Genomic DNA, 20,070 nt, shown 5'->3' with positions numbered 1-20,070 from the left:
GGAAGATCGTCTTGAGTATTCACAGTGTTCTGAGTGTGCTTTCGGCGTGCAAAGAGAGCTTGCATATTGAAAGTTGTCTGCTACTCGGCCTGATATTGGCTCATCAAATGGCCGGCAATTCTATCAAACTCAACTGCCGTGCCGTTCTCCCTCGGGCTGAGGTCGAGGCTGAAAGTGTCTCGACGCTCGGCTTTGCGCGTACGCTCGAGCGACGGGACCGGCTACGACGAGCGATCAGAATAGAGCGCAAGCCCCGCACACATACATCTGTCGGACAGAGCCCCTACAAAAATCGTAACATCGTTTTTTTCGGTTTACCACGACCGTGTGACGGTTATCAGACGTTTGTGCCGGCAAGAAGCGGATCATTGCCCGTGATTCAGCGGCTGATGGCGAAATCTCGGTGTCGACCTTATACTTCGGGCTTCCATAAAGCTTGATCATCGGGGCCGCACAGTGCTGAAAAAGAGAGGGTATCTGCTTTCATGTCTGACGGCCTTTTCGTTGGCTTTTACATTCTTATGCTACCGATATCAGTTGGCGCATCCTCCCTGCTGTGACGCTGGTTCGTACGCCTCTATGGCAAATCAATTTGCTGATTCAGGTATTGGAAAAACGGAGTTCTCAGACCTCAGACCGTATGGTTATCCTCTCTTTCTGGCATTGGTCCTCCGCATTGGTAAAGCAGTTGGCCTAAGCTTTTCCTTCTCCATTTTCCTCGCACAGACGTGCCTTTATTTGCTTGTCTCTTGGTATTTTTCCAGAATCGTCTATAAGGAATGGTCTAAACCGATAGGGCAGTACGTTTTACTGGGATTATTTGGAAATATATTAGTATTTCCCGCCTTAGGTATTGCACTGAGTGATGGTTTTTCATTAATTTTACAAATCGCAATTGTAGCGATATTTACACGATTGTATTTGCTTGCAGGCAAATCAAGTCCGGTATCTGTATGGTTGAGATTATTTCTGATTGGACTTCTGACTGGCTTTGCCGTGATGGTGAGGCCCGGAAATATTCACTTCCTGCTTTTTGAGGCAGTTGCGCTGGTCCTCTATTCCTTTTCGCTATGCAAGATGCGGCGGGGTCAGTTCATCATCTGGTTGATAGTCGCTGCATTGGGATTTGCGATTGCGGTAGCCCCTCAAGTGATTTTCAATCGTGTCGTATTCCATGTGAACAGCTTTTTGCCCGTCTACGACCTTCAGGGGCGCCAGCTTTTCTTCGGGCAGCAATACTTGAAGTATGGAACGGCCGTGAACGATCTCGGCCAAGGTAGCGCGATGCCCTACATGAGTCCGTGGGCAAGCTCGGCAACGGGAACCATTGCGTGGTATTTCAGCCATCCTCTCGCCGGTGCAGTCACGCTGCTCGCTCATATCTTTGGTGCAGTAGATTTCGATTATCTGTTCACGTACGTTCATCTGAATGCACATTCATGGCGATGGCTTTCATTTTTGGTGTCTCAGGGCGTGGTGTTCTGGGGGCTCGCTGGATGGACGCGAATCTATAGAGCGGCTCTCGCGTTTGAGAAGGGTGAACAGCGCGACCTGTTTCGGGCTTTCTGTATCGTGTCGTTTGCTTACGTCGCGAGTTGGTTAGCTGTGTATGCGCCTTCGGCAGTCGAGAATCGATATGCATTTCCGCTAGTCACGCTATTTTTACCTGTCGCACTTTGGGCGCTTTGTACCATAAAATCCTTACGCAATGCGGGCTGGTTATGCATTTGCTTCGGTATATACCTGCTTTTTTCCGGTGCTGCCTCCATGTGGCTGAGCTCGCTGAGAGTACTTCCCGCTGCATAGGTTGCACACTGGCTCTACAGCTCGATGGTCCGTTCGAGACAGCAAGCGGCAATGCAGTCCGTTGTATCCGGCATTCTGGCCTCGTCGAGCATCGGGTAACCAGCCAGGACTAGCGATCTGGCAGTTCCGGGACATGAGCGATATTGGTGTCGCAACGAATAATGCACGCTTAGTGACTAGTGCGACGCATTTCACTCCTGGATCGCGATAAAATCCCCGTTTTCGTCCGCTTTCTCGCGGGTGCGCCCTGAACCTTTCCGGTGGAACTCCTTGATGCAACAACTGAATAATCTATCGAGCAGGATTGCCGCTTATCAGCCGCAAATTAAGGCAGCCGTTGATCGCGTCATTTCCAGCGGTTGGTTGGTCCTGGGGCCGGAAGTAAAGACATTTGAACAGCAGTTCGCGGCCTATCTGAATGCCCGTCATTGCGTGAGCGTTGCGAACGGCACGGACGCGATCGAAATCGGCTTAAAAGCGCTCGGAATAGAAAAGGGCGACCGTGTTGCTACTGTTGCGAATGCGGGCGCTTACACGACGACCGCCGTGTTGGCGATCGGCGCCGAACCGTATTTCATGGACGTGGACGTAAATACCCACGTCGCGACACTGGCAGGTGTCCGGGCGGCGATCGAGGCCGGCGTGAAATCTGTCGTCGTCACCCATCTCTACGGTCTCGCGGTGCCGGAAATTGCGCAGATCGCCGGGTTGTGCGCCGACTCCAAGGTTTCGCTGCTCGAGGATTGCGCGCAGGCGCACGGCGCGGCAATCGACGGAAAGCGCGTCGGTACGTTTGGTGACATCGCAAGTTTCAGCTTTTATCCCACGAAGAACCTCGGTGCGCTGGGTGACGGCGGGGCCGTTGTCACCAATAGCGACGTTCTGGCTGAGCGGGTCCTGGCGTTGCGCCAGTATGGATGGGCATCCAAGTACACGGTCAAAACCGCCGGCGGACGCAATAGCCGCCTTGACGAGATGCAGGCCGCTATCTTGTCGGTATTCCTGCCGCGACTCGACGAAGCCAATGCGCGCCGCCGCGAAATTGCGACGTACTACAGCTCGCATATCCACCACCCCGATATCGTGCTTCCGCAAAATCGCGGCACCGAATATGTGGCTCACCTGTTCGTGATCCGCAGCGCGCACAGGGATGCGTTGCGTGAGCATCTGCGTGCCGAAGGCATTGGCTCGGATATTCATTACCCCATTCCTGACTACCGGCAACCGGTGTTCGAAGACCGGTACTCGGACGTGCAACTGCCGAGCACCGAACAACTGGCGAAAGAAATCCTGACACTGCCTTGTTATCCGGAAATGACCGATGACGAGGTTGCTCGCGTCGTTGCGGTGGTCAACGGCTGGCGCGTATGAAGTTCTCCGTCGTCATCCCAGTATACAAGAACGAGGGTTCCATTCCTCGTCTGGTCGAGGCGCTGAGTGGAATCAGCCGTCAACTCAATGGGCAGATGGAAGCGGTGTTCGTGGTCGACGGCAGCCCCGATCGTTCGTTCGAATTGCTGCGCAATGCTTCCCGGAATTTGAGTTTTCCGGTGCAGATCCTCGTGCACTCGAGGAATTTCGGCTCATTCCCTGCAATACGCTCTGGGCTTGCGGCCGCACGCGGCGAATACTTCGGCGTCATGGCGGCAGACTTGCAGGAGCCGCCAGAACTCTTGATCGAGTTCTTCAGCTCACTTGCAGGCGACGAATGCGACGTCGTCATCGGGACGCGCGACAGTCGGAAAGATCCGCTCTCGTCGCGCCTCGCTTCGACCATTTTCTGGAGTCTTTACCGCCGGATGGTCGTCCACGACATGCCGGTGGGCGGCGTGGACGTATTTGGCTGCAATCGCGCATTCCGGGACCAGTTGCTGCAACTCGAGGAATCACGTTCGTCGCTGATTGCGCTTATTTTCTGGCTCGGATTCCGGCGCAAATTGTGCGGATACCAACGGCTGCAACGCCAAGAAGGCGTATCCGGGTGGACGCTCAGAAAGAAGATCGACTACATGATGGACAGCATGTTTGCGTTCACCGATCTTCCCATTCGCCTCTTGATAAGAATCGGCGCAGCCGGCTCGTTCATTTCGACTCTCCTGGGGCTGTCGATCCTTGGGGCGCGTATTGCAGGGGCCATTACCGTCCCCGGCTACGCGGCAACCATGCTGGTAGTTCTTATGCTTGGCGCACTCAACTTGCTGGGCCTCGGCCTGGTTGGGACCTACGCCTGGCGCGCGTACGAAAACAGTAAGCGGCGTCCGTTGGCTGTTGTGTCACTTAAATTGCAAACTGACGGAGTAGTTTTACATGGCTGATTCTACATTCATTCATGAGACGGCCGACGTCAAGTCTTCAGCCATTGGCGCCGGGAGCCGGATCTGGCAATACGTGGTCGTGCTTCCGAACGCGAAGATCGGTCGTGATGTCAATCTTTGCTCGCATTGCCTCGTCGAAAACGACGTGGTCATTGGCGATCGGGTAACGGTCAAGTCGGGCGTTTATCTCTGGGACGGCATTCACGTCGCTGACGATGTATTCATCGGGCCCAACGTCACCTTTACCAACGACAAGTTTCCACGTTCAAAGGTTTATCCCGAGAGGTTTGCTCAAACTCGAATTGAGAAGGGTGCATCGATAGGCGGGGGCGCAGTGCTGCTGCCTGGAATCACCATCGGCATGGGTGCCATGGTCGGCGCAGGCGCAGTCGTTACCAAATCGGTTCCACCCTTTGCGATCGTCATGGGGTCGCCCGCTCGTATAACGGGCTATGTCGACAACAACGAATCCGTGGCGCCGGCGACATCGCACGCTGCGTCAGCTTTGTCGATCGTAGAGGGGCCGGTAACACGCGTTGGCGTTGGTGACGCAACGTTGCATAAATTCAAGCGGTTCAGTGACCCTCGTGGCGAACTATCTGTCGGCGAGTTCGCAAGAGACGTTCCATTTCTGCCGAAACGCTACTTTCTGGTATTCAACGTACCGGGTGAAGCCAAACGCGGCGAGCATGCCCATCTGAAATGCCATCAGTTCCTCATCTGCGTCAAAGGCGGCTGCACTGCGGTCGTGGACGACGGCGTTTTACGGCGTGAAATTACGCTCAACTCACCGGACGTTGGGCTTCATTTGCCGCCATTGACATGGGGCACCCAATATAAATATTCGAGCGATGCAGTTTTGCTTGTCTTCACTTCCGACTATTACGACGCAAGCGACTACGTCGCGAGTTACGCCGAGTTCGTCGATATTGTGAATTCACGGACTCAGCACTGATGTCGATTTCGCTTAAGCAAAAGGCGCAGAGATGGTCGCGCTTTATAATGGGTGGTCTTTCGAATACTGCGTTTACGTATCTAATTTATTTAGGTCTGAGTCGGTTCGTTCACTATCAGATCGCTTACTTCGTTGCATATTGCTGCGGCATTGTTTTCGCGTACTGGTTTAACGCGACTTTCGTGTTCAAAGTGCCTTTGTCATGGAGAGGGGCGGTGTCGTATCCGATCGTCTATGCTGTCCAGTACGCAACATCGGCCGTTCTACTGGGCGTTCTGGTGAAAGGTTTGCATTTGAATTCCACGTATGCACCGTTGTTCGTAACTGCTTGCATGCTGCCCTTGACTTATCTGATGAGTAAAATCGTCCTTCACGCGACACGTCATTCAAGCAAGCGCGACAAAGTCACCGCTGAGACTGTCAACAAGTTTTAAAGCCGGCTGTCCATTCCGCCTCGAACCTGATTGAAGATTGAGTTTCCCGTTGTTGTCCACATCGGAATAGATGCACTACGCTGTCTGGGGGTGATCAAATTAGATGAAAACAGTGGGTCAGTATTCGGTGGAAGTCAACAGTGAGAAAGGCGCTACAACCGCGAGGGCCACATGCAGGTGGCCGTCCGCCTTAATTAATTACCGGATACTGTAATCCGTTTAACAAACAATCCCAACGTCCGATTATCGCCCTTCATCCCAAGCGATTCCGGCGACGTGGCATCAGGAAGCTCGAACGAAAGCCGGACTTCGTCATTGGATTTGGCGAGCAAGCTTGCATCCACGATAACCTCTTTCTGCACGTCCTCGGCATTATTGAAGGTCCACGTTGCGTACGGTTCTCCATTCACTCTGACTACGGCTCTTTGTTGGGGATGGGCAGGTGTAACGAACGCGTGGAGGTCGATGAGCAGGCGGACATGATTGGCGTGGACCTTACCTAGATAAATGCGAAGGGCAGCTTGCTTACCGTCGGTCCAGCGCCCCGTTGGTTCCGCTCCTGACCAGGTCTGCATCGACATCCAGTCGGTCGATCCATTCTGACTGAAATCGATCGTGCGCGAGACATTGAGGGATTGTCTTGCGGTGACTTGCACGGCCCCACAGGTGCTCGTGCATCCCTTCCAGTGCGGCGCAAGAACGCGATAGCCGTCGACGATTCCAATGAACCCATCGTGGAACTTGTCCGTCGCTTCATTCCACAACTCGCCTCGAGTAAAGACGTACAGCGTATCGTCGCGGTAGTGGTTCGTCGCAACTTCCTGTCGAAGTTCTTCCTGTACCTTGTTGAGTTCGAAAGAGGAGACTCGCGCGATGCTGCCACCGTTTACGCTCATATGGCTGTTCGATGCGTACGTGAGCATGACGCCGGAGTTGGGCGTGTCTTCTGTCGGGATCACGAACGCGAGCCGCTTGTATGTCTTGGATGCGTCCAACCAGAATGCTGAACTGAGAGGCCATTGATATCCGCCGTACCAGCGCTGTCTGAGAATCTGATTCGCTTTGACCAGATCGACGCCTTGAATCACGAGCAGCACGGCAAGAATGATGGTTGCCGGTTTCCTCGGAACGTTCCGCAGAAAAATAGAGAAGACCGACAGTTCTAGCAGGTAGAAGACAGGCCAGACGAAGCGGCCGGACACCCGGAAGGTGTCGGTGACTTTCTGCAGAAATTTGGGGAGCCGATAGTTGAACAGGTCATACGGCCCAAACGAAATACGGTCCGAGAGTGCGTATAGGATAAGAACGCCAGAAAGAATGGCCAAAGGCAAGCATAGATACCTGTTCCAGGGAACGGAATCACGGTTGCGGTACATGGTCACGAGTGTCAACGCAACCAGAATCAGCATGCCTACGCCGAGAAAAGCAAATCCCTCGTAATCCCCCCCGTTGTACTGCGTCGAATAGAAAGTCGACCAGATCGGTCCCGGCTCGACGAACGAGAGCAGATTCATTCGGAATTCGCCGAATCCTCCAGCGCTCACGCTTTTCGAAACGAAATAACCCGCGAATAGCATCACGAATACGAGGCATGCGATCGTAACGGCGAATTCCAGGGTGAGTTGCCGGGCTGTGGCAGTCTTGAAGTAACGACGGCGAATCACGTCCGCTAGCCAGATCGCCGCGCACATTGCACACAAATAGGCATGGATGAGCGCAGCGACGGATAGCAACAAAGGCCACAAGAAAAGCTTCCTGCGATCCGCGAGGTAAATGCAGAGCGCCGCCAGGATCAGCCAATGACCCATCAGGGCTTCGTGACCCGAAAGGCGCCATATCATCGGCGGAGAAAAAACGAAGAAGCAGGTGCTAACTATCAGTAACAGCCTTTCGTTGATAGAGCGGGAAAGCAGCAGCCATGCAAATACGGCCTGCAAAATAAAACACAGTAATATCCAGATGCCAAAATACTGGAACGTCGACGGCAATACGGCCGAAAAAGGCCGGAAAATAAATGCGAGCAACGGAATCGAATCGGTAAATACGATTGAGCTGCCTAGCTGCTCGCCATAAGCAAGATTCTTTCCGAACGGCCACTGAAAAAACGGTTCGTTTCGGAAGAAATTCCATCCGACATAATGTTGAACGGGATCACCATTCGAGGCCAAAAGCCAGTTGATATTTTCTGGGTCCAGAATGCCGCCGCCGGTATACCCCCAGAAAAAGAGGGCGCCGATCAGGCATGGTATCCAAAGAGAGCTCGAAGCCGGCTTCTGGCCTGCAGATTTCTGAATGCGCATACGTTTAATGGATTTTGCTTTTGGCTCGACGCTTTATGGATTCGCGTGTAACTGCAAAACTGGGTGGCTTTCTGGCCGTCCCCACTGTTGGTCCGTCACTGTACATGCCGCGGTTGAGCGTGGCAAATCTCGTTAAGGGCGGTCGTGACGCACCGTATGCTTTACAATCTCCGCTTCGAACGGAACGAGAGCGAAAAAGGGGACAGATGAAGTTGATGTCGCTAGTGCGAAACAACGGGATATTCTGGACATTCGTCCGTTATATCGGCGTCGGTGGGGCATCGTTCCTAGTCGATTTCGCTTGTTTCATGGCTTTGGTTCGCCTCGGCGGTTTCAATCCCGCTCTTGCACAGGTCTTCAGCCGCACTGTAGGGGCGGCCAGCGGATTTCTTGGGCATAAGTATTTTTCGTTTGCGCACAGTGATCCCGCTGTTGCGCAAAAGCGTTCGTCCACGTTTCAGATGATCGGATACCTCGGGGTAACGGTTTTCGGTATCACGGTTTCGCCATTCGTTATTGAACTAATGCTTTGGTTGTGTGGCGGCCGGTTGTTGATCGGCAAGCTTTGCACGGAAGTCGTGATGGTGTGCATCAATTTCGTCGCGATGCGCGCACTGTTTGGTCACGTTGGCAAAAAAGCGAATCCACTTCCATGAATCAACAATCACGCGGTTTTCTTTCGATCGTCGTACCCGCTTATAACGAGGCGCCCAATCTTCGGAATGCGGTTGAGACACTTGTGAACGAAGCAATGCCGCTTTGTGACGATCTTGAGATTATCATCGTTAATGATGGGTCGAAAGATGCCACGGCGGAGACGCTGCTGAAACTCGAGGCTCAGTTTCCGCAACTTCGGCCTATTAATTTCTCGCGAAATTTCGGCAAGGAGGCCGCGCTCGAGGCAGGACTCGAGCACGCGTCGGGCGACGCGGTGCTGTTCATCGATGCAGACCTTCAGCATCCGCCGTCGCTCATGTCTTCGATGGTTCAGGCGTGGCGGGAGGGCGCAGACGTGGTTAACGCGAAAAAGCGCGACCGCGGTGAAGAAAGCGCGGTTTACAGGTTGGCGTCGAAGCTGTTTTACCGGCTTTTTTCTCAGGCGACCGGCGTCGATTTTAAAGGCGCGAGCGACTACAAACTCATCGATCGGCAAGTCGCCGACGCCATCAAACAATGTCCTGAGCGCGCGCGCTTCTTCAGGGGGCTCGTCGCGTGGGTGGGTTTTCGGCAGGCCAACATTCTGTTCGACGTTCAGCCTCGCGCCGCAGGTGAGTCGACATGGTCGACAATTGGACTGATTAGATACTCTATCAGTAACCTGTTGTCGTTCTCGTCGCTACCGCTCACTTTTATTGCTGTAGTCGGCCTGATTATGTCCGCCGTGAGTTTGCTTTTATGCGTAGAAACATTGGTGCGATATGTCATGGGTCGCTCCTTAAGCGGGTTCACGACCGTGATTATTTCGCAGGCTGCATTTAGTGGGGCAATATTGCTTGCGGTTGGCGTGCTCGCCATTTATGTTGGCCGAATCTATGAGGAGCAGAAAGGACGACCGCTGTATATCGTGCGCCAAAAATCTGTCCGCGATGACAAGTCGATCTCGACGGTTAATTCGTGATGCAATGAAGTTCACGTCCTGAGAGCGAATCGGGTAAACTATGTTTTTCAGGCTTCTTTTCGGGTCACAAGGCTTCGATATAGCGAGACATAGCTCTCGACCATGTGGTCGGCTGTAAAGAGCCGTTCGAAACGTTGGCGACCGGCATAACCGAGACGCTCGCTGAGTTTGTCATCAGCCCAGACAGTGCGCATTGCTTCCCTAAGCGCCGGCACATCATTCGGTGGAACGATAAACCCCGTTTCGCCATCGACATTGATATACGAAGTCCCCGTCCCGATCTCAGCGGTAATCAGCGGCTTGCCGAACATTGCGCCTTCCAGCAGCGAGATCCCAAACGCCTCGGACCGTAAATGGGACGGAAACGTCAACGCGTGGCAGAGCGTAAGCAGGGCGAACTTGTCCTCATCACCCACTGGACCGACGAACTCGACATGGCTGAGCTTCAACCGCGCAGCCTGCTCCCGCAACTCGGCTTCCATCGGACCCGCGCCGACAATCACCGTTTTGAAGGCCGTGCCCTGGAGCGCATCAAGCAGAATATGCAGACCTTTGTAGTAACGAAGGTTGCCGACAAAGAGAAAAAACTTCGGCCCGATTCTATCTCGCCAAGCCTTCAACTTTTCCGGAGAGGGCGCTGGGTAGGAGGTCGGATCAAGCCCGATCGGAACGACTTCGACCTTATCCCTATAGCGCTGTAGCACGTCGCTCGTCGCAAGGTAATTGGGCGACGTCGCAACGATCCGGTCGACGCTCGATAGGAATCGATCACGCAGAGGTCGGTAGACCTGCAACAAGAGTTTCTGTCTTACGATGTCGGAGTGATACGTGACGATCGATGGCTTCCGTACTCGCGTCGCAAAGTGTACGACGTCCGCGAAAGGCCAGGGAAAGTGGTAATGGATCAGGTCCGCATGCCGCGCCAGCGAACTGAATCGCCGGAACGCCTCCATCGAGAATGCCGACGAGGCAATCTCCACGTCCAGCTTCGCGCGATAGTGCTTGTGGTCCCCGAAATCGACCGTCGAAGTATCGTTGCTCACCGTCAGCACATCGCTCGACACGCCACGTTTGGCCGCGCCAGAGCAGATCTGGCTGATCAGCTCTTCGATTCCCCCCATCGAGTCAGGTTTATATGTTTTATAAAAATGTAGGACGCGCATGAGCCAAACTGGATAGAGGTCGTTTGCTGGCGGCAACGACTGACTGCGCAAGCGACTGCAAATGAAGCGCAGAAGAAGGCGGGCGGGAAGCGCTACGCGCTTCCCGCGCAAGAAGGCTCAGGCCGCAGGCGCGCGACCGTAGACGTCCTCGAACCGGACGATGTCGTCCTCGCCGAGATATTCCCCGCACTGAACTTCGATCAGCACGAGGTCCATCACGCCCGGATTGATGAGGCGATGCTTATGTCCCGCCGGAATGTAAGTCGACTCGTTTGGTTGCAGCGAAATCAGCTTGTCGCCATTGACGATATCTGCGCAGCCGCTGACCACGATCCAGTGTTCGCTGCGATGATGATGCATCTGAAGCGAGAGTGACGCACCCGGCTTCACGACGATCCGCTTCATCTTGAAGCGCACGCCTTCTTCGAGCACGGTGTAGGTCCCCCACGGGCGATGCACCGTCCGATGCAACCGGTATGCATCGTGATTGGCCTCCTTGAGCTTCGCGACGATCTGCTTGACGTCCTGCGCACGGTCGCGAGCGGCAATCAGCAGTGCATCGGCAGTATCCACGACGAGCAGATCGCGAACGCCGACCATGCCAATGACACGCTCGTCGCTGCGCACGAAGCAGCCATCGACGTCATGCAGTTCCGCTTCCCCATGAATGCGGTTGCCACGGTTGTCTGCCGGTGTCAGATCGCTGATCGACTGCCACGAGCCGATGTCGCTCCAGCCCATCTGGCAGGGTACGACATTGACATTGTCCGAGCGCTCCATGACGGCATAATCGATGGAGATGTCTTCGGCATTGCGAAATTGCGCAGCGTCCAGTTCGATTGCGTAACCGTCGTCCGACATGCTGCGCTTGGACGTGCGCACCGCATCGGCTGCAGGGCCTGCAACGCCGGGCGCATGGCGCTCCAGTTCGGCCAACAGGGTTTCGGCGGTGAAGCAGAACATGCCGGCATTCCACAGATGGCGTCCGTCCGCGACCAGCTCGCGCGCGACATTCAGGTCCGGCTTTTCAACGAACCGCATCACCTTGTGAACGGCCTCGGCACCCTCGATAGGCGCCTGATCGTATTCGATGTAACCAAAGCCCGTTTCCGGCGTGGTTGGGCGAATACCGAATGTCACCAGCCGTCCTTCCTGAGCAGAGCGTGCTGCATGCTGCACTGCCGCGCCGAACGCATCTTCGTCTTCGATCAGATGGTCAGCAGGCATGACCAGCATAATGGCATCCGGGCCGTGCTGCTCGCGTACGACTTCCGCCGCCACCCCAATCGCCGCCGCCGTGTTGCGGGCCATCGGTTCCAGCACGAAACCCAGCCGGGACACGCTGGATTCGACTTCGACGCATTCGTCCTTCGTCAGGAAATAAGTGTCACGATTTGTAACAATCACGACCTCATCCGACTTGCTGACGTTCAATGCTCGCAGGAACGTTTTCTGGAGGAGGCTTTGCCCATCTGCCAGTTTCAGGAGCGGCTTGGGAAATGCTTCGCGAGATACCGGCCACAGACGCGTGCCCGCGCCGCCGCAGATAATGACAGGGATTATGTTCATTGAATTGCTCTGGAGCATCTTGATGGCTATGCGTACCGGATTCTAGCGGAAACGGCAAGGACGGTCGCCTCGTTATCTACATTTGGTTACCGCTGTTGCAGCGCAGCGTGCGATTATGGGTCGCGAACCGGCGTCGGATGCGATATCGTTGTAAAATTGCAACGCTAATGCCCGGACTCTTGTCAAATTGCCCCGCGGCAGCCTTGGACAGTGCGCGTGTGAGGCGCGGTGTCTGGCATCGGCTCTGCTTTTGCCGGCCGGTGTAATGGTAGGGATTCGTGCTGGCACGCATGGCAATTGCTTGTGGCGGTGCGGCATAATGGCGTCCTTAGAGATAAAGTCTCCCTGATCGGCGTACGGCATCTATCGATAAAAAGAGATTGGGCCCGGAGAGAAGCTGGTAGAAGGTGAACTCGCAGGTGTTCCATACGAAGCGGCAAGGGCGACCTCATCTCATCCAACCGTTCTGAACAACCTGGGATTTAACGGGAATGCTTCGATTCAAGTCCAAGTGGCTGTCGTTTTGTGCGTTCGGATTCGATATCTGCGCCGTAACAGTCGCATGGCTCGTGGCTTACGCGATTCGCTTCAATGGCAGCGTGCCGCATGATTTTCTGCATGGCGGCCTGCGTGCGCTTTTGTGGGTTGTCGTCGTGTACGCGGCGATGTTTCGCGTATTCGGTCTTTACCGCGGCATGTGGGTCTTCGCAAGTCTGCCCGACCTGATGCGGATTTCGAAGGCAGTCGCTTCCGGCGCGTTGCTCGTCATGACGTGCGCCGTGATGTTCCAGCCGGTGCCCATCATTCCGCGTTCGGTGCTCGTGGTTTCGCCGCTGCTGCTATTTCTGGCGATGGGCGGCTCGCGCGCGCTTTATCGTGCGACCAAGGAGTTCTACCGATACGGCGGCCTTGTTGGACAAGGCAAACCGGTCATCGTGCTTGGTGCCGGGACGGCTGGGGCGAGCATTGCCCGGGAGTTGTCCAGGTCAGGCGAATGGCGGCTGGTGGGACTTCTGGACGACGATCGCTCGAAGCAGGGCCGCGAAATCTACGGCTACAAGGTGCTTGGCGCGACGTCGGACCTGGAGCATTGGGCGACCGAGCTGCGCGTCGAGCACGTCATCATCGCCATGCCGTCTGCCACGGTCGATGCGCAGCGTCGTGTAGCCACGCTATGCGTGCGCGCCGGTGTACGCGCAATGGTGCTGCCAGCGCTGACGACGGTCTCTGAAGGCCAGGCGTTCATGTCTCGCGTGCGCCAGATCAATCTCGAAGATCTGCTTGGACGCGAGCCTGTCCGGATCGACACGCCACATGTGGAAGCGCTGCTGCGCGCGCGGACTGTCATGGTGACGGGGGCGGGCGGGTCGATCGGTTCGGAGCTTTGTCGGCAAATCCTGCGGTTCGAACCCGCACAACTCATCGCGTTCGATATCTCCGAGTTCGCCATGTACCGTTTGACGGAGGAATTGTGTGACCGTTTTCCGGGCGTCTCGGTCGTTCCCATCGTCGGCGATGCCAAAGACTCGTTGCTGCTCGATCAGGTGCTGTCCCGCTATACTCCGCATATCCTCTTTCACGCGGCCGCCTACAAGCACGTTCCGCTGATGGAGGAACTGAATTCGTGGCAGGCCGTGCGCAACAACGTGCTGGGGACCTATCGCGTTGCACGCGCCGCCATTCGTCACGATATACGTCATTTCGTGCTGATCTCGACCGACAAGGCTGTGAATCCGACCAACGTCATGGGCGCGAGCAAGCGGCTCGCGGAAATGACGTGTCAAGCGCTGCAGCAAACCACGCAGCGCACCGAGTTTGAAACGGTCCGCTTCGGTAATGTGCTGGGTAGCGCGGGCAGCGTCATACCCAAGTTTCAGCAGCAGATCGCCAAGGGTGGACCCGTAACCGTCACCCATCCCGAGATCACGCGCTTTTTCATGACGATTCCTGAAGCCTCACAACTCGTGTTGCAGGCATCCAGCATGGGCCAGGGCGGCGAGATCTTTATTCTGGATATGGGCCAGCCTGTGCGCATCGTCGATCTGGCGCGCGATCTGATCCGTATCTACGGTTTTACCGAAGAACAGATCAGGATCGTGTTCACTGGACTGCGGCCTGGCGAGAAACTCTACGAAGAGCTTCTCGCCGATGACGAGACCACCACGCGTACACCGCACCCGAAACTTCGGATCGCGAAGGCACGGGAAGTCCCAGATAACCTGTTGGACGAGTTGTTGCCATGGCTCATGCAGCATCGTGTCCCTGGCGACGACGAAGTCAGGCGCGACTTGCGCCGCTGGGTGGCGGAATATCAGCCAACGACCGCGCCGGTACTGCGGAGTGTCACGTCGATCAACGAGGCACGTGTGGCAGGCAGCTGAAGTGCGGCCGATGGTCGTTTGGTTTTTCCCGAAATTTCGTCTGGTGAGCAGCGTTGCGTCATGCGCGACGGGTTTGCGTTCACTGGCCCCCTCTCAATTCGAATGAAACTGCTTTACGACCTGAATTCCCTGAGACCTCCGCGAAGCGGCGTCGGCTATTACACACAGCACCTTCTTGAGGGCCTCTTCGATCGGGACGATGTCGAAGAAATGGGCGGATGGATAGGCTCCAACTACTACGACCGCAGCGGTGTGACGGACCTGATTTCCGGACATGACGCGCTGGAAGCCGGCGCGCAATTCAGTGAGGGATTGAAGGCGAGTCTGCTGCGCGCAGCCCGCAGCTTGCCGGGCGTCTATCACGGCCGCACAGTGTGGCGGCGGATCAAGTCGGCGAGCTTGCGCGCCGAGTACGCACGCCGCGGCTTCATCTATCACGAGACGAACTTCGTCGCGTCACCGTATGCGGGCCCAAGCGTCGTGACGATCCACGACCTGTCCCATCATCATTTTCCGAAGTTCCATCCGCAAGCCGCCGTCGACTATCTGGACAGAAACCTGCCCGACACGCTGAAGCAGGTGCGTAAGGTCATTGCGGTGAGTGAATACACGCGACGTGACACGATCGAGGTGTATGGTCTGCCTGAAGACAAGGTCGTGGCGATTCCTCTCGGCGTCGAGCCCTGTTTTCAGCCGCATCGCGAAGAGGAGTGCCAGCCGGTGCTGACCGACCTGGGGCTGCGGTACCGGGGATTCATCCTGTCGGTGTGCACGCTGCAGCCGCGCAAAAATCTTCCGCGACTCGTGAGCGCCTTCTCGAAGTTGCCCACCGATATGCGGGACGCCTTTCCGCTTGTGCTGATCGGCGCCGACGGCTGGATGAATACCGCGCTGCTGCGCGATATCGAGCGGCTGGCGCAGGCGAAGCAGGCCATCTTGCCGGGGTACGTGCCGCGGGAAACGCTGCTGAAGCTGTACGCGTCGGCTGCAGTGTTCGCCTATCCATCGCTGTTCGAAGGTTTTGGCTTGCCCGTTGCCGAGGCGATGGCGAGCGGCGTTGCCGTGCTGACCTCGAATACGACTTCGTTGCCGGAAGTCGCTGCGGGCGCCGCGCTCGAAGTCGATCCGTGCTCGATTGAGAACATCGAGGCAGGACTCGAGCGCCTCCTGAACGATGAAGCGCTGCGCGCTACTTTGATCGCGAAGGGATTGGCGCGCGCGTCTCAGCTCACGTGGGACACGACGGTACGCCGAACGTACGACGTGTATCGATCGATTGCCGCATAGATGAATTCCGTCGGCGCATGCAATTTGACGCAGATCGGTATGAGATCGGCAGGTTGGCCAGAGAGGAAGAGAGTCATGCAGATCGCTGTTAGCGGCGCAAATGGTTTCGTTGGGCGCGCGTTATGCCGGATCTTGAAGAATGCCGGGCATGGCGTGACCGCGCTCGTGCGCCGCCCGTCGTGCATGGAAGAAGGCGTGGTCGAACGCGTGATCCCCGATGACCATTTCGCAAGCGTTGCGCGCGGAAACCCTGCGATTGGACCCATCGATGCGTTCGTGCATCTCGCGGCGCGCGTGCACGTGATGCAGGACGCTGCGACTGATCCGCTTGCCGAATATCGCGCTGTCAATGTCAAAGGAACGCTGGATGCCGCATCGGCGGCCCTTCAGGCAGGCGCGCGACGCTTTCTGTTCGTCAGCAGCGTCAAGGCGCTCGGCGAGGGAGAGCCGGGACGCCCCTGGCGCGAAGACGACCAGCCGGCACCGACGGACCCCTACGGCATTTCGAAGTTCGAAGCCGAGCAGGCGCTGCTGGCGTTCGGGCAGACACACGGGCTGGAAGTGGCCATCGTGCGGCCACCACTCGTCTACGGCCCCGGCGTGCGTGCGAATTTCCTGGGCCTGATGCGCGCGATCGCACGTGGTATCCCTCTGCCGATAGGCAGGGTCGAGGCGCGTCGCAGCATGGTGTATGTCGACAATCTCGCCGATGCGCTGCGAGCGCTTGCGACGTCGTCGCGTCCCGTTCACGGCGTTTACCACGTCACCGATGACGAGGACCTGACGGTTGCCGGCATGGCTCGCGCGATCGGCGTCGCGCTTGACCGACCAGCCAGACTGATCCCTGTGCCCGTCGGCCTGTTGCGCGGCGTGGGGCGCGTGACGGGCAAGGTGGCGCAAGTCGATCGTCTCACGAGTCCGTTGCGCGTTGGTGGCGTTCGTATGCGCGCCGAACTTGACTGGACGCCGCCGTGGACCGTCGCGCAAGGGCTCGCAGAAACGGCGCGTGCTTTCAATGCAGGCCAGACGCAATGACGCCATTTTCCAGTGCACCGCTCGCAGCAGTTCTGCTGATAGCAGCCGTCATCTCCTTTGCGATTCTTGTGACGCTGCTTAAAACCGGCTGGGCATGGGACATCGCGGTAGACATCCCCAACCAACGTTCGCTCCATCACCGACCAGTGCCGCGCGTCGGCGGATGGGGTATCTTGCCGAGCGCGCTCATCATCGGGGCATTAGCGGCGCCGTCGCTTCGCGTCGCGCTGCTGGGAGCGGCCATACTCGCCGTCGTTTCGCAGATTGACGACCGGCGCGGCTTGCCGGCGCGTGTGCGTTTTTTCGCGCATACCGTGGTCACGGCCGCCGTGGTCATCGGGACGGCCGTTGATCTCCCTTGGTGGCTGGGTGTGCTGGCTTGCATTGCGATTGTGTGGCTGGTGAACCTCTACAACTTCATGGATGGCTCCAACGGTTTGGCCGGCGGTATGGCCGTGTTCGGATTCGGGACTTACGCGCTCGCGGCGGCGGGAGCGCAGCCGGGGCTTGCCGTCTGCGCGATGGCGATCGCCGGCGCGGCGATCGGTTTTCTGCTGTTGAACTTCGAGCCCGCGCGCATTTTTCTCGGTGATGTGGGCTCGATTCCACTGGGTTTTCTGGCCGGTGCACTGGGCTACTGGGGTTGGCAACACGGCGCGTGGCCGCTCTGGTTTCCCGCACTCGCTTTCGCTCCGTTCATTGCAGATTCAACGACTACGCTGCTGCGTCGCCTGTCCCGCAGAGAGAAGGTCTGGGAAGCGCATCGTCAGCACTACTATCAGCGGCTGGTGCAGATGGGGGCGACGCATGTTCGTGTTGCGCTGATTTATTACTGGTTAATGCTCGTCGGGTCCACCGTTGCGCTGCTCGCATTGAAACTGCCCGTCGTAGCACAATGGACGATGGTGGCATGCTGGTATCTGGTGCTGGCTGTTATTGGATGGCGCATCGATCAACGTTGGACTGCGCGCGAGCGCTGATCGGCTGCAAGCTGTTGCGTTTTCAGAATCCTGGCTTGCATAGGTTGGGCACGCTTCCGTTGCTATGCCCGACCGTCGAAAGCGCCGCGACTGCGGCGACGGTACCCAACACCTTCAGCCGGTCGCGACGGGATCGATGGGCGCGCGGTATGCGCGATTGGCCGTTCCGTACAGGCTGTGCACTCAGCCGCGGCAGGCTCGAGCACGCGCCCCATCCCACATGCTGCATCATGGATTCTCCCATTCGATCGATCCCCGACATTGACGCACCCCTGGGGCAGGAGGCGACGCGCTCGTCAGTCACTACGCAGCGAGCCGGTTTGCCATGGCGCATCTGATTCGGAGCTGGTTCGACCAAGGAATATTCTGGTTGCGAGCAGTGCTAACAATAGCGGTGACGCTACCGGGCTGTGGAGGGAAACGGTTCGAAGTGCCGATTATATTAGTTTACATTGCCAAATGTATCGTTACGCGTCCAGATGCACGATGTATATTGACCAGTAATTCACTGATTACTCGCCGGCAGTCCCGTAGCGACGTTGTCCAGTGTGAGCTGCTCGCCGATTCCCAGCAGCAGGCCGCTGAAAGACCAGAAAGCGAGGATCGTCGTTTGCCACATGAAGTCGTCCGTCAGGTTCTTTGTGAGCATGCCCGCGACGAGCGCAATGCCCGCTGCGCTGACGAGCGGCTCGACATGGCGCAGGCTCCAGAAGCGCGCGACGAGCGCGAGCAGCAGCACGGATTGCAGCGCGAGGCCGATGATCCCTGTCTGCAGCCACGTGTTGATGAACAGATTATGCGCATGCGTGAGCGCCAGGGGCTCGACTGCGAGCAGGCTCGCGGGCATCTGTTCCTTATAGGCGATGCCGGGCAGCGGCTTGCCGAAGCCGATACCCGTCCACGTGTGCTCCGCGCCCACGCGCTCGTAGAACGCCCACAGCTTGGGACGCGTATCGTTCGACACCGTGTCGCCGATGCCCACCAGCGCGGGCGGCAGGTAGATCTGATGTCCGCCGATGTGGAAATCGCCTTGCGCCGGACGCGGCGCCGCGTCGCCGTAGCGCAGCCGCGCGCTGAGTTCGAGGCTTCCGAGCGCCGCGGCGGCCACGAGGAGGCACACCACGCCCGCGATCAACATCCGCTTGCGGTAGAACGGAGACAGCGCGATCAGCAGGGTGATCGCCGCGGCCGGCCAGAAGAAGCGGTTGAGCGTGGCGAGCCCGACGAACAGGCAGAGGATGAGCCCTGTCATCCCGACTGTCCGCCAGCGCGCGCGCAGCATCACGCCGGAGAAGAGCGGCATCGCGAAGACGGCCAGCGTGCTCGTATGGCCGACGCGGTTGTAGTAGTGGAGCAGGAACGTATCGGCCGTGGGCGGTTGCAGGTGACCCCAGTTGACGATGCTCGTGAAAGCCAGCAACGCGGCGGCAATCCACGTGACGGCGACGAAGGACGTCGGCCGCTGTGTGCGGCTGCCGACGACCCAGAAGCCGAAAAAGGCGACGAACGGATAGAGAATCTCGTCGAACCACTGATGCAGGCTGACGGGCTGCGCGCGCGACCACGCGACGGCGGCCAGCGCCCATGCGGCCCACGCGCAGATCGGCAGGACGAGTGGCCAGCGGCGCAGCGCCGTCGCATCCGATGCGCATGCGGCGCACAGCGTACCGACGGCCAGCAGCGCGAGCCCGTTATAGACGATCGCGGTCATGTGTCCGAACATGACCGCAAACAGGATGATCGGGCAGGCAACCCAAAGCACGCGGTCTCCGCGCGCCGCCAAGTTTTTCATGAGACTCCCAGGGCATCGCTCAACGTCCGGCAGACGGAATCGACTGTCAGGCGGCCCATGTAGGCGGCGTGATCGCCGTGCCAGTCGATGTAAGTCTCGGCGTTGCGGTCGCAACGGCGGACCCACGACACCTCGCGGCGAAAAATAAACGGCTCGTCGCGGCACGGCGTATCGGCGGTCGGATTCGCCCGGACGGTCGACTCATTGAGAGATCGCCGAGTTGGCGTTCGCGACAGTAATCTGAATCAGAAGCGGCTGATTTTACCATGTTGCCTTCTAATTCCGGTCGCGCAAACGGCGAATTGACGCGGCTCACGCATCGCGCGAGCCTCAGAAGCATCGCGACGTGGGCCGCCGCGCTCGTGTCGTAAAGCCCGGCGGTGGCAAGCGCATTGACCGCTAACGTTTTCACGCTCGATCGCCGCCCGCAACGCA

At 57.5% G+C, this 20,070-nt stretch carries 15 protein-coding genes; 11 read left to right on the top strand and 4 right to left on the bottom strand.

The window, feature by feature from the left end; genetic code table 11:
* Positions 1-579: 579 nt before the first annotated feature.
* The 5 genes from AB4Y32_RS05360 (at position 580) to AB4Y32_RS05340 (ending at position 5,510) form a co-directional block, all read left to right on the top strand.
* A complete protein-coding gene (locus tag AB4Y32_RS05360; protein WP_368720317.1) occupies positions 580-1,806 on the top strand; it encodes a hypothetical protein in 1,227 nt (408 codons plus the stop codon).
* Between the two features lie 273 nt (positions 1,807-2,079).
* Positions 2,080-3,177, top strand: a complete 1,098-nt coding sequence (locus AB4Y32_RS05355) for a DegT/DnrJ/EryC1/StrS family aminotransferase (protein ID WP_368720316.1) — start codon at positions 2,080-2,082, stop codon at positions 3,175-3,177.
* Positions 3,174-4,121, top strand: a complete 948-nt coding sequence (locus AB4Y32_RS05350) for a glycosyltransferase family 2 protein (RefSeq protein WP_368720315.1) — start codon at positions 3,174-3,176, stop codon at positions 4,119-4,121. The genes AB4Y32_RS05355 and AB4Y32_RS05350 overlap by 4 nt, the downstream gene beginning before the upstream one ends.
* Positions 4,114-5,076 (top strand): WxcM-like domain-containing protein, encoded by a 963-nt coding sequence (locus AB4Y32_RS05345; RefSeq protein ID WP_368720314.1) that lies wholly within the window; start codon positions 4,114-4,116, stop codon positions 5,074-5,076. The genes AB4Y32_RS05350 and AB4Y32_RS05345 overlap by 8 nt, the downstream gene beginning before the upstream one ends.
* Complete coding sequence (locus AB4Y32_RS05340) at positions 5,076-5,510, top strand: GtrA family protein (protein WP_368720313.1); 435 nt, start codon at positions 5,076-5,078, stop codon at positions 5,508-5,510. The genes AB4Y32_RS05345 and AB4Y32_RS05340 overlap by 1 nt, the downstream gene beginning before the upstream one ends.
* Before the next feature lie 194 nt (positions 5,511-5,704).
* Here AB4Y32_RS05340 and AB4Y32_RS05335 read toward each other — a convergent pair whose 3' ends face one another.
* Entirely contained in the window at positions 5,705-7,810 is a 2,106-nt protein-coding gene (locus AB4Y32_RS05335; protein ID WP_368720312.1) for a DUF6311 domain-containing protein, read from the bottom strand.
* A 206-nt stretch (positions 7,811-8,016) separates the two neighbouring features.
* On the opposite strand from AB4Y32_RS05335, the gene AB4Y32_RS05330 reads away from it, so the two are divergent.
* Together AB4Y32_RS05330 and AB4Y32_RS05325 are read left to right on the top strand one after the other, a co-directional pair.
* Positions 8,017-8,466, top strand: coding sequence for a GtrA family protein (locus AB4Y32_RS05330; RefSeq protein WP_368720311.1), 450 nt, complete (start codon positions 8,017-8,019; stop codon positions 8,464-8,466).
* Complete coding sequence (locus AB4Y32_RS05325) at positions 8,463-9,428, top strand: glycosyltransferase family 2 protein (protein ID WP_368720310.1); 966 nt, start codon at positions 8,463-8,465, stop codon at positions 9,426-9,428. The genes AB4Y32_RS05330 and AB4Y32_RS05325 overlap by 4 nt, the downstream gene beginning before the upstream one ends.
* A gap of 47 nt (positions 9,429-9,475) precedes the next feature.
* Here AB4Y32_RS05325 and AB4Y32_RS05320 read toward each other — a convergent pair whose 3' ends face one another.
* The gene (locus AB4Y32_RS05320; RefSeq protein ID WP_368720309.1) at positions 9,476-10,549 is read right to left on the bottom strand and encodes a glycosyltransferase; all 1,074 of its coding nucleotides are present in this window, start codon (positions 10,547-10,549) and stop codon (positions 9,476-9,478) included.
* A 159-nt stretch (positions 10,550-10,708) separates the two neighbouring features.
* A complete protein-coding gene (locus tag AB4Y32_RS05315) occupies positions 10,709-12,160 on the bottom strand; it encodes a mannose-1-phosphate guanylyltransferase/mannose-6-phosphate isomerase (protein ID WP_368720554.1) in 1,452 nt (483 codons plus the stop codon).
* A gap of 491 nt (positions 12,161-12,651) precedes the next feature.
* On the opposite strand from AB4Y32_RS05315, the gene AB4Y32_RS05310 reads away from it, so the two are divergent.
* From AB4Y32_RS05310 to AB4Y32_RS05295, 4 genes are all read left to right on the top strand, one after another.
* The gene (locus AB4Y32_RS05310; RefSeq protein WP_368720308.1) at positions 12,652-14,541 is read left to right on the top strand and encodes a polysaccharide biosynthesis protein; all 1,890 of its coding nucleotides are present in this window, start codon (positions 12,652-12,654) and stop codon (positions 14,539-14,541) included.
* Between the two features lie 102 nt (positions 14,542-14,643).
* The gene (locus tag AB4Y32_RS05305; protein ID WP_368720307.1) at positions 14,644-15,828 is read left to right on the top strand and encodes a glycosyltransferase family 4 protein; all 1,185 of its coding nucleotides are present in this window, start codon (positions 14,644-14,646) and stop codon (positions 15,826-15,828) included.
* A 75-nt stretch (positions 15,829-15,903) separates the two neighbouring features.
* On the top strand, positions 15,904-16,863 hold the full coding sequence (locus AB4Y32_RS05300; protein WP_368720306.1) for an NAD-dependent epimerase/dehydratase family protein: 960 nt from the start codon (positions 15,904-15,906) through the stop codon (positions 16,861-16,863).
* Complete coding sequence (locus AB4Y32_RS05295; RefSeq protein WP_368720305.1) at positions 16,860-17,843, top strand: glycosyltransferase family 4 protein; 984 nt, start codon at positions 16,860-16,862, stop codon at positions 17,841-17,843. The genes AB4Y32_RS05300 and AB4Y32_RS05295 overlap by 4 nt, the downstream gene beginning before the upstream one ends.
* A 505-nt stretch (positions 17,844-18,348) precedes the next feature.
* Here the strand turns inward: AB4Y32_RS05295 and AB4Y32_RS05290 are convergent.
* Positions 18,349-19,635 carry an O-antigen ligase family protein gene (locus tag AB4Y32_RS05290; protein ID WP_368720304.1) on the bottom strand — a complete coding sequence of 429 codons (1,287 nt, stop codon included), beginning with the start codon at positions 19,633-19,635 and terminating at the stop codon, positions 18,349-18,351.
* Between the last annotated feature and the right edge of the window lie 435 nt (positions 19,636-20,070).

It is taken from the genome of Paraburkholderia phymatum (assembly GCF_040965635.1).
Classification (GTDB): Bacteria; Pseudomonadota; Gammaproteobacteria; order Burkholderiales; family Burkholderiaceae; genus Paraburkholderia; species Paraburkholderia phymatum_B.
The sequence above is the reverse complement of the archived record's forward strand: the minus strand, read 5'-3'. Positions and strand labels throughout refer to the sequence as shown.